8 protein-coding genes, 1 pseudogene and 1 riboswitch are annotated in these 13066 nt (G+C 67.7%); of the genes and pseudogenes, 4 read left to right on the top strand and 5 right to left on the bottom strand.

The window, feature by feature from the left end; all coding sequences use genetic code 11:
- Positions 1 to 12: 12 nt before the first annotated feature.
- The gene (locus AC1RKE_RS04190) at positions 13 to 2877 is read right to left on the bottom strand and encodes a M16 family metallopeptidase (RefSeq protein WP_152949175.1); all 2865 of its coding nucleotides are present in this window, start codon (positions 2875 to 2877) and stop codon (positions 13 to 15) included.
- Positions 2878 to 3073: 196 nt separating this feature from the next.
- On the opposite strand from AC1RKE_RS04190, the gene AC1RKE_RS04185 reads away from it, so the two are divergent.
- A complete protein-coding gene (locus AC1RKE_RS04185; protein ID WP_348683196.1) occupies positions 3074 to 4312 on the top strand; it encodes an argininosuccinate synthase in 1239 nt (412 codons plus the stop codon).
- Positions 4313 to 4334: 22 nt separating this feature from the next.
- Positions 4335 to 4917: pseudogene (locus AC1RKE_RS04180) on the top strand (GDP-mannose pyrophosphatase).
- Positions 4918 to 4975: 58 nt separating this feature from the next.
- On the opposite strand, the gene AC1RKE_RS04175 reads toward AC1RKE_RS04180, so the two are convergent.
- The 3 genes from AC1RKE_RS04175 to AC1RKE_RS04165 all read right to left on the bottom strand — a co-directional run bounded on the left by AC1RKE_RS04175 (position 4976) and on the right by AC1RKE_RS04165 (position 7992).
- Positions 4976 to 5539 carry a TMEM165/GDT1 family protein gene (locus AC1RKE_RS04175; RefSeq protein WP_182713849.1) on the bottom strand — a complete coding sequence of 188 codons (564 nt, stop codon included), beginning with the start codon at positions 5537 to 5539 and terminating at the stop codon, positions 4976 to 4978.
- Positions 5540 to 5569: 30 nt separating this feature from the next.
- A riboswitch (yybP-ykoY riboswitch) is annotated at positions 5570 to 5751 on the bottom strand.
- Positions 5752 to 5807: 56 nt separating this feature from the next.
- Positions 5808 to 7127, bottom strand: a complete 1320-nt coding sequence (locus AC1RKE_RS04170) for an acetyl-CoA hydrolase/transferase family protein (protein WP_348683194.1) — start codon at positions 7125 to 7127, stop codon at positions 5808 to 5810.
- An 82-nt stretch (positions 7128 to 7209) separates the two neighbouring features.
- Positions 7210 to 7992 carry a phosphatase PAP2 family protein gene (locus AC1RKE_RS04165; RefSeq protein WP_348683193.1) on the bottom strand — a complete coding sequence of 261 codons (783 nt, stop codon included), beginning with the start codon at positions 7990 to 7992 and terminating at the stop codon, positions 7210 to 7212.
- A 274-nt stretch (positions 7993 to 8266) separates the two neighbouring features.
- On the opposite strand from AC1RKE_RS04165, the gene AC1RKE_RS04160 reads away from it, so the two are divergent.
- Positions 8267 to 10156 carry a ribonucleoside-diphosphate reductase subunit alpha gene (locus AC1RKE_RS04160; protein ID WP_152949170.1) on the top strand — a complete coding sequence of 630 codons (1890 nt, stop codon included), beginning with the start codon at positions 8267 to 8269 and terminating at the stop codon, positions 10154 to 10156.
- A 217-nt stretch (positions 10157 to 10373) separates the two neighbouring features.
- On the top strand, positions 10374 to 11204 hold the full coding sequence (locus AC1RKE_RS04155; RefSeq protein WP_224764248.1) for a lipid A-modifier LpxR family protein: 831 nt from the start codon (positions 10374 to 10376) through the stop codon (positions 11202 to 11204).
- A gap of 19 nt (positions 11205 to 11223) precedes the next feature.
- On the opposite strand, the gene AC1RKE_RS04150 is transcribed toward AC1RKE_RS04155, so the two are convergent.
- Positions 11224 to 12969, bottom strand: a complete 1746-nt coding sequence (locus AC1RKE_RS04150; protein ID WP_348684890.1) for a gamma-glutamyltransferase family protein — start codon at positions 12967 to 12969, stop codon at positions 11224 to 11226.
- Between the last annotated feature and the right edge of the window lie 97 nt (positions 12970 to 13066).

Raw genomic sequence — 13066 nt, 5'->3', positions numbered from 1 at the left:
CTGACGAGGCTCTTACTGGGCGGCGCCGCTCGCCGAGCGAACCTCGACCGGCAGGCCCAGGGCGTCGAGCTGGGGCTTGACCACCGAGGCGTCGCCGACGACCACCCAGACGAAGCGGGACGGGTCGAGCGCGGCCTGGGCGGCGGCGTCCAGTTCGGCCGTCGTCAGGGCGTTGGTGCGAGCGGCCACCGTTTCCGGATAGTCGTCCGGACGGCCCAGCATGTCGTTGACCCGCATGGCGTTCAGAACCGCCAAGGAGGTTTCATAGCTGCCGGCCAGACGGCGGGTATTGCCGTTGACGGTCCGCTCCAGCTCAGCCGGCGTCACGCCCTTGCCGCCCTTCAGGAAGTCGTTGAACTGGGCGTTCAGGGCGGTGATGGCCGGCCCGGTCTGGTCGGCCTGGACCGGGGCGGTGATCAGATAGGGCACGCGGCCGACGAAGCCGGCGGTCGAGGCGTTGACGCCGTAAGACCACCCCTTGGTCTCGCGCAGGTCCGAGTTGATGCGCGACAGGAAGTCGTTGCCCAGCACATTGTTGGCGGCGTTGAAGACCAGCAGGTCGTCCGAGCCCTTGGCCGACAAGACCGTCCCGCCCATGATGTAGGACTGAGGCGACTGCGGCCGGTCGATCAGCACGATCTTCGACGGGGTCGCGGGGATCGGCGCGGAATAATCCTTCACGCCCTTGGGGGTGGCCGAGGGGACCCAATGGCCGAACTGGGCGTCGAGCAGAGGCTTGATCTCCGCCAGAGGCTTGTCCGAGACCACGAAGATCTTGGCGTTGTCGGGCCGGATCCACTCGGCGTAGTCGGCGCGGATGTCGGCCTCGGTGATGGCCTTGACGCTGGCCTCGTCGCCGTTGCCGCTGAACGGGCGGCCATAGGGGTTGGCCGAGCCGTAGATCAGTTCGGGCAGGGCGCGGTTGGCCAGGGCGGCCGGCTGGGTGCGCTCAGCGGCGATGCGGGCCAGGCGGGTGGCGCGCAGCCGCTCCAGCTCGGATGCGGCGAAGGCGGGGGTCTTGACCACCTCGGCCAGCAGGGCGACCGAGGGCTCCAGGTTTGGGGTCACGGCCGACAACTGGACCACCGATCGGTCCATCGAGGCGCCGGTCGAGATGGCGGCGCCGAGGGTTTCTTGCGCCTCGGCCAGCTGGGTGGCGTTCATGCTGCGGGTGCCCTCGTCCATCAGGTCCAGCATCAGGGTCTGCAGCCCCAGCTTGGACGCCTCGTCGGCGGCGATGCCCGCGTCGAACTCGATGGCGATCTTGGTCGCAGGCACGGCGTCGCGCTGGGCGTAGACCACCTCGACCCCGTTCGACAGGCGCGTGCGCTCCACAGTGGGGAAGTCGACGTTGGCGACGGCGGCGATCTCGGGCTTGGGCATGCGGGCCACGCGCTCGATCGGGGGCGCCGGGGTGCGGTTGGCGCCCGAGGGAGCCTCCGCCGCCTCCTGATAGGCCTCACGCTCGCCCGGCAGGGTGGTCAGTGTATAGGCCGGACGGGTCAGCCATTTCTGCATGGCCGCCTGGACCTGGGCGGGGGTGGCCGCCGCATAGGCCTGGAGCTCCTTCTTGTAGTGCTCCGGATCGCCGGCGTAGAGCTGGCCCTCAGCCAGGGCCACGGCCTTGCCGCCGAAGCCGCCGACCTGTTCCAGACCTTGAACCGTGCGCGAGACGTACTGGGTCTTGACCCGTTCCACCTCGGCCGCCGTCGGGCCGTTGGCGATCAGATCGTTCAGGATCTGGCGGGCGCGGGCCTCGACGGCCGCCGGGTCCTGGCCCGGCTTCACGTCGACGGTGATTTCGAACATGCCGACGCGGTGGAAGGCGCCGTTGTTCGCGCTGACCGAGACGGCGGTCTGCTCCCCGCGCACCAGTTCATTATCCAGCCGCGAGCTGGCCAGGCCGCCCAGGACCGAGGCGCCGATGCTGAGCGGCACGGTGTCCGCGTCCAACAGGCCGGGCACGGCCCAGCTGATCTGAATTCGGGCGTTGGAGACGCGGTCGTGGGTGGTTTCGCTGACCGGCGCCGGCAGGGTCGGTACGGAGGCCTGGGCCGGGGTGTTGACCGGGCCGCGCGGAATCGGGCCGAAATACTTCTCGGTCAGCTCCCGCGCCTTGGCCGGGGTGATGTCGCCGGCCAGGACCAGGACGGCGTTGTTCGGACCATAGTTGGAGCGGAACCAGTCCCGCACCGTCTCCATCGAGGCCGCGTCCAGGTCGGCCATCGAGCCGATGGTCGAGTGGCGATAAGGGTGGCCCTCCGGGAACAGGGCCTCAAGCTGCTTGTATTCGTTCAGGCCGTAGGGCTGGTTGTCGCCCTGGCGCTTCTCGTTCTGGACCACGCCGCGCTGCAGATCGAGCGTCTCCTGGCTGATGGCGCCCAGCATATAACCCATGCGGTCGCTTTCCATGAACAGGGCCTGTTCCAGCGCCGGGGTCGGAACCGTCTCGAAATAGTTGGTGCGGTCGAACCAGGTGGTCCCGTTCATGTCCGTCGCGCCCATGTTGCGCATCGGGGTGAAATAGCTGCCCGGCGCATTCTCCGAGCCGCCGAACATCAGGTGTTCGAACAGGTGGGCGAAGCCCGTCTTGCCCTCAGGCTCGTCCTTGGAGCCGACGTTGTACCAGACCGATACGGCCACGACCGGGGCCTTGTGGTCTTCATGCACCAGAACGGTCAGGCCGTTGTCCAGGGTGAAGCGGGTGTAGGGAATGTCCACCTCGGCGACCAGTTCGGACACCGGTGCGGCCCGCAGGGCGGGCGCGGCGGCCTGGGCCGAGGCTACGGGGGCCGACGCGGCGGCGTTTGAGGCCCAGACCGGGGTGGAGACCGCCAGAAGGGCGGCAGCGGCGACGAAGCAAGAGGCGCGACGCATGGGTTCGACATCCTTGGTGACAGATGGACGACGACCATAACGACGGTCGATCCACTGGCAACGCGACCGAATGAACATGAACAAAGCTTCATCTTTCCGTGGGGCCGCCCCGGAAAAGGTTGCATCGCCGGACCCCCGGTCTTATGCGCGCGTCAATTCTCCCCATCGCGCCGTCGAGTTTACCGAAAGAGCCGCCATGTCCGCCCCCGCCGACAAGCCCGTGAAGAAAGTCGTCCTCGCCTATTCGGGCGGTCTGGACACCTCGATCATCCTGAAGTGGCTGCAGACCGAATATAACGCCGAGGTCGTGACCTTCACCGCCGACCTGGGCCAGGGCGAGGAGCTTGGCCCCGCACGCGAGAAGGCGCTGAAGTTGGGCATCAAGCCCGAGAACATCTTCATCGACGACCTGCGCGAGGAATTCGTGCGCGACTTCGTCTTCCCTATGTTCCGCGCCAACGCCCAGTACGAGGGCGACTATCTGCTGGGCACCTCCATCGCCCGTCCGCTGATCTCCAAGCGCCAGATCGAGATCGCCCGTCAGGTCGGCGCCGACGCCGTCTGTCACGGCGCGACCGGCAAGGGCAACGACCAGGTCCGCTTCGAACTGGGCTATTACGCCCTGGAGCCGGACATCCGCGTCATCGCCCCCTGGCGCGAGTGGGCGTTCCGCAGCCGCGAGGCCCTGCTGGACTTCGCCGAGAAGAACCAGATCCCGATCGCCAAGGACAAGCGCGGCGAAGCGCCCTTCTCGGTCGACGCCAACCTTCTCCACTCCTCCTCCGAGGGCAAGGTGTTGGAAGACCCGGCGGTCGAGGCGCCCGAGTTCGTCCACCAGCGCACCATCTCGCCCGAGGACGCGCCGGACAAGGCCACGGTCATCGAGATCGGTTTCGAGAAGGGCGACGCCGTCTCGATCAACGGCGAGGCCATGAGCCCCGCGACCATCCTGACCGCCCTGAACCAGTACGGTCACGACAACGGCATCGGCCGTCTGGACCTGGTCGAGAACCGTTTCGTCGGCATGAAGTCGCGCGGCGTCTATGAGACCCCCGGCGGGACCATCCTGATCGCGGCCCACCGCGGCATCGAAAGCATCACCCTGGACGGCGGCTCCATGCACCTGAAGGACCAGCTGATGCCGAAATACGCCGAGCTGATCTACAACGGCTTCTGGTTCTCGCCCGAGCGCGAGATGCTGCAGGCCGCCATCGACAAGAGCCAGGAGAAGGTCTCCGGCACGGTCAAGGTCAAGCTCTACAAGGGCAATGTCTCGGTCATCGGCCGCGAGAGCCCCAACAGCCTGTACGACCAGGATCTGGTGACCTTCGAAGAAGGCGTCCAGGCCTATGACCACAAGGACGCCGCCGGCTTCATCAAGCTGAATGCGCTCCGCCTGCGTGTTCTAGCCAAGCGCGGCGCGCGCCAGGGCTAGGCTGCGTCGCGGGAGAAGCCGAATGACCGTAAAGGACCGCATCAGGATCCATCAGACCCGGCTTCTCTCGGACAACTGGTATGTGCTGAAGACGACCCGTTTCGACTGGAAACGGCGCGACGGCGTCTGGCAGACCCAGGAGCGGGAGCATTACGACCGGGGCAATGGGGCGGTGCTTCTGCCCTATAATCCGGCGGCGCGCACCGTGCTGCTGGTGCGCCAGTTCCGCCTGCCGGCCTATCTGAACGGCTATGACGACCTGCTGATCGAGGCGGCGGCCGGTCTGCTGGACGACGCCCAGCCCGAGGTGCGAATCCGCGCCGAGGTCGAGGAGGAGCTGGGCTATCGCCTCGGCGCGGTCCGCAAGGTCTTCGAGGCCTTCATGAGCCCCGGCTCCGTCACCGAAATCCTGCACTTCTTCGTCGCCGAATATGATGCGATCCATGCGGATCGGCGACGGCGGCGGCCATCCGGACGAGGGCGAGGACATCGAGGTGCTGGAGCCGACCGTGGACGAGGCCCTGGCCATGATCGCCGACGGCCGCATCCGCGACGCCAAAACCATCATGCTGTTGCAGCACCTCGCTTTGACGGTCTTCCGCTGAAGCATGCCTAACGGCTTCAGCGGGATCGCGAAGCGATCCCGCTTCAACCGATCAGGCTCTAAGGCGTCAGCAGAATCCACAGGCCCGTCGCGGCGAAACCGGCCGCGGCGGCGAACCGGATCCATTTCAGCGGCAGCTTCTTCGCCGCCGTCTCGCCCAGCAGGACGGCGGGCCCGTTGACCAGCATCATGCCCAGGGTCGAGCCGGCGACCACCACCGGCAGATTCTCGAATCGGGCGGCCAGCATGGCGGTGGCCACCTGGGTCTTGTCGCCCATCTCGATCAGGAAGAAGGCCGAGGCGGTGGTCCAGAAGATGGCCCAGAAGCCGCGCTGAACCTCGCCCTTCTGTTCGTCCAGGGTGTCGGGGATCAGGGCCCAGGCCGCGAAACCCAGAAAGGCGAGGCCGACGATCCAGCGCATCCACTCGCCCGTGATGAAATGGGCCAGGACGGTGCCGGCCAGGGCGGCGAAGGCGTGGTTCAGCAGGGTGGCCGCCAGAATGCCCAGGATGATGGGCGTGGGCCGTCGCCAGGTCGCCGCCATCACGATGGACAGCAACATGGTCTTGTCCCCGATCTCCGCGATGGAGACCAGGCCGGTCGAAATGAGGAAGGCTTCCAACGGGAACCTATATGCGCGGGAGCCTCGGCGGACGGACCTGTGGCGTTCGCAGCCGAGCCCCGCATGGACGTCCCTGCGAAAGCCGCCGGTCTTGCCGTGATCCGGATCTGAAAGACCCTGGACCGTTCCCGCGCCATCCTCTCCGGGAGAGGAAGTATGTTGACGCGGGCCCCGCTGATGGTTGCGGGCGGCTACTCCCCGATGACGGGGCGGGGTTTAGGCCAGGAGGTCGGAAATGAAAAGCTGATAACGACTCGCAAGAAGGGGTTCAGATCAGACCCTGCCGCCTGGCCTCGGCCGTGAGGCCGTCGCGGAACTCGGGCGCGGCGAGGGCGATCAGGGCGCGGGCCCGCTCGCCGGTCGATCGGCCCTTCAGGTTGGCCCACCCGTGCTCGGTGACGACGATATGCACGTCGTTGCGGGGCGTGGTGACCGGGCCGTCCAGCCGGGCGACGATGCGCGAGCAGCTCCCCCTGGCCGCCGTCGCATGACAGGCGATGATCGACTTGCCGCCGTCGGAGCCATAGGCGCCGCGCACGAAGTCCAGCTGTCCGCCCGAGGCGGTGAACTGGCGGCCGTTCAGATACTCCGAACAGCAGGCGCCGCTCAGGTCGATCTGTAGCGTGGCGTTGACCGAGACCATCCTGGCGTTGCGGGCGATGACGGCCGGATCGTTGACATAGGAGACAGGCCGGGCCTCCAGCCCCCGGTTCTCGTGCAGGAAGTCATAGGTGTTCTGGTCGCCCATCGAGAAGGCGAAGACCCCGACGCCGGGGTGCAGGGTCTTGCGGGTATGGTTCGCCACCCCGACCTGCATCAGCTCGACCAGGCCCGGTGTCAGCATTTCGGTGTGGACGCCCAGGTCGCGGTGGTTCTTCAGGGCGTCGCAGACGGCGTTGGGCAGGGCGCCGATCCCCATCTGCAATGTCGCGCCGTCCTCGACCAGGTCGGCGATGATCCGGCCGATGGCCAGGTCGGCCGGTTGGGGCTCGGCCCTGGGCACGGCCAGAAGCGGAGCGGCGTGTTCGACGATTCCGGACACCCGGGAAACATGGACGGTGCAGTCGCCGTACACGCGCGGCATATGCGGATTGACCTCGACCACGATGGTGCGGGCCGTCTCCGACACCGGCTTGGCGTAGTCGGTATTGGTGCCGAAGGAGAAGAAGCCGTCCGCGTCCATCGGCGAGACGGTGCAGACCAAGGTGTCGACGTCGACCTCGTCGCACAGCAGGCGGGGCGACTGCTGGAAGCCGGTCGGGATGAACTGGACCGGGCTGGGCCGCCCCTCCTCGAAGGCACGCTGCTCCAGCCGGCGTTCGACGGCGCTGTGGAACAGGCTCCAGGGCCGGATGCGGTCCATCAGTTCGTAACGCAGCACCGTATCGCCGGCGATGGCGGTGGAGAGCAGATAATAGAGGTTCACATCCTCGACCTCGCCGCGCTCTGCCCGTTCGGCCAGGGCCTTCAGCAGGGCCGGGGGCTGGGACACGCCCAGGCCCATGGCGATCCTGGCGCCGGATCGGATCAGGGCCGCAGCCTGGTCCGGCGTCTTCAGCCGCTCGGCGTAGAAGGCGGCGTGATCCATGGCGTCTCTCCCGTTTGCGCGCCCCTGTTCGGACGAGGCGTCGTCGGCGCCGACTATGCGGCCTCCTGCGGTTGAGCGGGTTCTAGACTTTGGTCGGATCGCCGGGCGTCTGGTCCGCCGTCGGAGACGGTTCGTCCTGCAAGGGCGCCCGGCGACGCTTCTGCCAACGCGCGACCCCATAGGCGGCCAGCCACAGAAGCATGGCCCAGGCCGAGCCCACGGCCCAGCCGGCGAAGACGTCCGTCGCCCAGTGGGCGCCCAGATAGATGCGGGTCAGGCCGACCAGCAGGGCCATGACCATGCCGACGCCCAGGACGAAGATCTTGAACCGCCTGCGAGGAAAGGCGCGGGTCAGCATGACGGCCACGCTCAGATAGAAGACTGTCGCGAGCAGGGCGTGACCGGAGGGAAAGCTGGCGTTGATCGTCTCGACCGCCTGAAGCGCCTGGGGCGGACGCTCGCGTTCGAACACCGCCTTCAGCCCCTCGCTCAGCATGACGCCGCCCGTCAGCCCCAGGACCAGCAGCAGCGACGACAGCCATTTCCTCTGGCTCAGCAGAAAGAGGACGACGATCAGGGCGAACAGGCCCAGCACCGATATGCCGCCCAGCGATGTGAGGTCCGCCGCCGCCTCCTTCAGCCACCACGGCCCCCAGGGGCGGCCGGGATCGTCGGCATAGGGCCGCATCAGGCCCAGCACCTGGCGATCAAAGCTCTGACCGTCGGCCTCGGTCATGTCGTCAGCGATCTCGACGAACGCCGTCACGCCCAAGGCGGCGACGAACAGGGCCGTCAGAGCGGCCGTCTCGGCGCGCGCGACCGTTAGCAGGCGTATCAAAAAGGGACGGAAGTCGGAAACGGCCATGGGGCGTCGAAACGGCCAAGCTGGGCCGAAGTTCCGATCACGCCTTCGTGATGTCGCGGCCGCGAAGGCCCGTGAGGGGTTTGCTGGCTTGCGCGCTGAACTTTCCCCAGGCGAGGCCGACTTGTCCGACCGATTCGCCGACAAAGCGAGCGTCAAGACGTTGACGGCTTATTAGGCATGTGCGCCCTATATGTGGGCTCGGGGAGCGTTGGAGCCACTAGATGATGTGGTTACGGCGCAGGTGGCTCTAGGCAGTTTATTGTTCAGGACGCAGATGACTATGGCTGGCGGCGAGGCTTTGAAGACGGCGGAATTCCAAGGTGTTGCGACGAACGCGGCGCCTGAGAAACCTCATCTGACCGTCGTGAAATCGGTCCAGGTGGATCGTTCGCGCGACGCCCTGCTGACCGATTTCGGCAAGAAGACGCTGGAGGACCGCTACCTGCTGCCGGGCGAGAGCTATCAGGACATGTTCGCCCGCGTCTCGACCGCCTTCTCGGACGACGCCGACCACGCCCAGCGCCTGTATGACTATATGAGCCGCCTGTGGTTCATGCCGGCGACCCCGGTCCTGTCGAACGGCGGCGCCGATCGCGGCCTGCCGATCTCCTGCTTCCTGAACGCCGTCGGCGACAGTCTGGACGGCATCCAGAGCGTTTGGAACGAGAACGTCGCCTTGGCCTCGAACGGCGGCGGCATCGGCACCTACTGGGGCGGCGTCCGCTCGATCGGCGAGAAGGTCAAGGGCGCGGGCAAGACCTCGGGCATCATCCCCTTCATCCGCGTGATGGACAGCCTGACCCTGGCGATCAGCCAGGGGTCGCTGCGGCGCGGCTCGGCCGCCGTCTATCTGGACATCCACCACCCGGAGATCGAGGAGTTCCTCGAGATCCGCAAACCGTCGGGCGACTTCAACCGTCGCTCCCTGAACCTGCACCACGGCGTCAACGTCACCGACGAGTTCATGGAGGCGGTGAAGACCGGCTCCACCTTCGGCCTGCGCTCGCCCAAGACCGGCGAGGTGCTGAAGACCGTCGACGCCCGCTCGCTGTGGACCAAGCTGCTCGACATCCGGATGCAGACCGGCGAGCCCTATATGATCTTCTCCGACACGGTGAACCGCCAGATGGCGCCGCACCAGCGGGAGCTGGGGCTGAAGGTCAAACAGTCCAACCTGTGCGCCGAGATCATGCTGCACACCGGCCGCGACCACCTGGGCGTGGACCGGACCGCCGTCTGCTGCCTGTCGTCGGTCAACGCCGAGACCTTCCTGGAATGGCGCGAGGAGCCCCGCTTCGTCGAGGACCTGATGCGCTTCCTGGACAATGTTCTGGAAGACTTCATCCGCCGCGCCCCGCCCGCCATGGCCGCCGCCGTCTATTCGGCCAAGCGCGAGCGTTCGGTGGGCCTGGGCCTGATGGGCTTCCACTCCTTCCTGCAGTCACAGGGCGTGGCCTTCGAGAGCGCCATGGCCAAGTCGTGGAACATGCGCCTGTTCAAGCACCTGCGTCGCGAGGCCGACAAGGCCAGCCGCATCCTGGCCGAGGAGAAGGGCCCCTGCCTGGACGCCGAGGAGCGCGGCGTGATGGAGCGGTTCAGCCACAAGCTGGCCATCGCCCCGACCGCCTCGATCTCGATCATCTGCGGCGGGACGTCGGCCGGCATCGAGCCGATCCCGGCCAATATCTACACCCACAAGACCCTGTCGGGCTCCTTTGCCGTCAAGAACCCCTATCTGGAGCGTCTGCTGGACGAGAAGGGGATCAACACCGAGGCGGTCTGGAGCTCCATCCTCCAGCACGAGGGCTCGGTCCAGCATCTGGACGCCCTCAGCGAGGACGAGAAGGGGATCTTCAAGACCGCCTTCGAACTGGACCAGCGCTGGGTGGTGGAACTGGCCGCCGACCGCGCCCCGGAAATCTGCCAGGCCCAGTCGCTGAACCTCTTCATCCCCGGCGACGTCAACAAGTGGGACCTGCACATGCTGCACTGGTCGGCCTGGGAACGCGGCGTGAAGTCCCTGTACTATCTGCGATCCAAGTCGGTTCAGCGCGCCGCCTTCGCCGGCGCCGAGGACAAGGCCGAGGCCGAGATCGACCCGAACCAGCCAGACCTCTTCTCCATGCCCAAGACCGACTACGACGAGTGTCTGGCCTGCCAATAGGCCTCCTGCGCCGCAGCAACTGGCGTGAAAGGGCTCCGTGGTCACGGAGCCCTTTTTTCGTGTTCGGAACCCGCCACAAGGCGCGGCGTTGAAAAACGACCAAAGAATGTCGTGAAAATGTCTGTTGGACTCCCGCCCTGCATGGTGCAAGCTGGAGAACAGCGGACGGTGGGGAGACCGAATGCGTGTAGCGGCCTGGTTGTTTGGAGTGGCAAGCGTGCTGGCGTCCGCCGGCGCGGTCGATGCTCGCGCCCAGGCCTGGGTCCCCGACGCCTTTGACGCCGCACCCGAAACCGGATCGAACGTCACGGCTCGGTTGAACGAACAGCAGAGTTTTCGGGTCTCTCCCGACGCGCCCTTCGGCCCTGAGATCGAGATGAAGACGCCCCTGGCGATCTCGGGCGAGGCTCAAGGGATCGCCGCCAGCACCCGCCGCGACATCTGGATCGACCGCCAAGGCTTCACCGATCGGCTCAGCCTAGAGACCGCGGGCCGCCTGACACGCGCCGACGGCTCCCCTCTGCCGGTCACCCTCCAGGACCGGGCCGTTCTGGAGCCCGAAGCCTATGATCTGCGCTATGTGCGCGGCTTCCGCAGCGCGGTCGGCCGCACGGCCTCTGGCCTGGAGGTCAGTCTGACGCCCCATGCCGGCGTCGGCCTGGGCAGCGAGGGCGGATCGGCCGAGGCCGGCGCCACTTTGAAGATCGGCGAGGGGCTGGACCGCCTGGCGCCCGACGGCGACGCCCGGTTCGGCCAGCGTCCGCGCTGGTACCTGTACGCCGCCGGCTCGGGCCGCGCCGTCGGCTATAATTTCGCCCGCACACGCGACGGCGACTACGCCCGGTCGGGCTATACTCAGGACCGCGGGGCCTTCCTGGGCGACGCCTCCGTAGGCGTGGCCTATCGCCGGGGCGCCATCCAGACCTCGGTCGGGCTGGTCTATCGCGAAATCGACGCCGGCAAGGGGCTGCGCGGCATGAACGGGCTGGACACCGATGTGGATGAAGGGCTGATCGCCTTCCAGCTCTCGATCAAGCCCCGCCGCTGACCGCGTCCGGCTCCGGGCCTCAAGGCGCTTCCGACACCGCGACCCCCTCCCGCCGAGGATCGGCCCCGCCGTCCCAGCGGCCGTCGCGCCACATCGCCCCATGCAGGCCCGAGGTCTCCGTGGCGTTGGACCTCAGCCCCATGCCGGCCGCTCCCAGGGCTTGGGCGATGTCCGGCGGGATCTGCGCCGTATCAGCGCCGACCGAACCGCCCCGCACCACCAGATTCGGCAGGGCGATCGCCTCCTGGACCGGCAGGTTCCAGTCGATCATCCCGACCAGGGCCTTGGCCACATAGGCCAGGATGCTGGACCCGCCGGGCGACCCGATCGCCCCGACCAGACGCCCCTGCTGATCCAGGATCAGAACGGGGGTCATGGACGAGCGCGGCCGCTTGCCCGCCGCTACGGCGTTGGCCGCCGGACGGCCGTCTTCGGTCGGGGTGAAGGAAAAGTCGGTCAGCTGATTGTTCAGGAAGAAGCCCTCGACCACCCGCCCGTCGCCGAAGATGCTTTCGACCGTGGTGGTCATGCTGACCGCATTCCCGTCCGCATCGACGATGACCATGTGCGAGGTTCCGCCCGGCTCGGCCGTGGCGTCCGCACTGCGCGGCGGAGAGCCGGGCGGCGCGCCCGCCGGAACCGGCCCGTCGATTTCCGGCACTAGGGCCGCGCGCTGGGCCACATAGGCGGGGTCCAGCAGCCCGGCGACCGGCACCCCGACAAAATCGGCGTCGCCGACATAGCGGTCGCGGTCCGCATACATCAGTCGTTGCAGACGCCCGAAGGCCACCCAGGCTTCGGGGCTGTCGGCGCCCTTCCGGATGTCGGGCGTGTGTTCCGCCATGGCCAGGAACTGCAACAGGGCCACCCCGCTGGACGGCGGGGGCGGAACGCAGATCACATAGATCCGATAGGGCCGACACAGGGCGTCCCGGCGCAGCGGACGATAGGCGGCGATGTCCGCCTCGGTCAGGCCGCCCGGCCGCGGACCCTCGGCGACGGTGCGGGCGATCTCCCGGCCGATGCGCCCTCCGTAGAAGACGCCGGGCCCCTCGGTCGCCAGAGCCTGAACCGTCCGGGCGTAGGCCGGATTGCGCATCACGTCCCCGGTCCGGTAGCGGCGGCCGTCTGGGCCGGTGAACAGGGCGGTCGCCCAACGGGTCTTGGCCTGGGGCGATGACCCATTGATCATGCCCGCCAGGCGCGGACTGACCACAAAGCCGTCGCGCGCCAGCCGTTCGGCGTCATCGAACAGATCGCGCCAGGCCAGCCGTCCCTGATCCTGATGGGCCATGGCCAGCATGGCCACCGCCCCCGGCGCTCCGGCCGATCGGCCCGACAGTATGGCGTCGATGAAGGGCAGGGGCTCGCCGTCCTCATAGAACAGTTCGGGCGTGGCCGAGGCGGGGGCCGTCTCGCGCCCGTCATAGGCGGTGATCCGGCCGGTCTTGGCCTCATAGCTCATCAGAAAGGCCCCGCCCCCCAGGCCCGACGATTGGGGTTCCACCAGCCCCAGCACCGCCTGGACGGCGACCGCCGCATCCACCGCCGAGCCGCCCCGGCGCAGCACCTTCATCCCGGCCTCGACCGCCAGCGGGTTGGCGGCGGCGACGAACGGCCCGCGCGCGATCGACGGGGCCCCGGCCGGGTCCGACCGCGCCTCCAGCGAAGGCGCCGCGGCCGGGGTCTGGCATCCGGCCAAAAGCGTCGGGACGGAAACCGCCGCGACCAACAGGGACACGAGACGACGACGCAAAAACAACATTCAGGCGGTCCGACAGGGGGAGAGGTCCGGGCGACGAGGCCCGCCAGGGGACCACGCCGATCAACCCCGCTACAGAAACTGCATTCCCCCGCTTGCG

Source organism: Brevundimonas sp. GW822-FHT03E11 (genome assembly GCF_058801445.1).
Note: the sequence above shows the minus strand (reverse complement) of the source record. Positions and strands in the feature narration are given on the sequence as shown.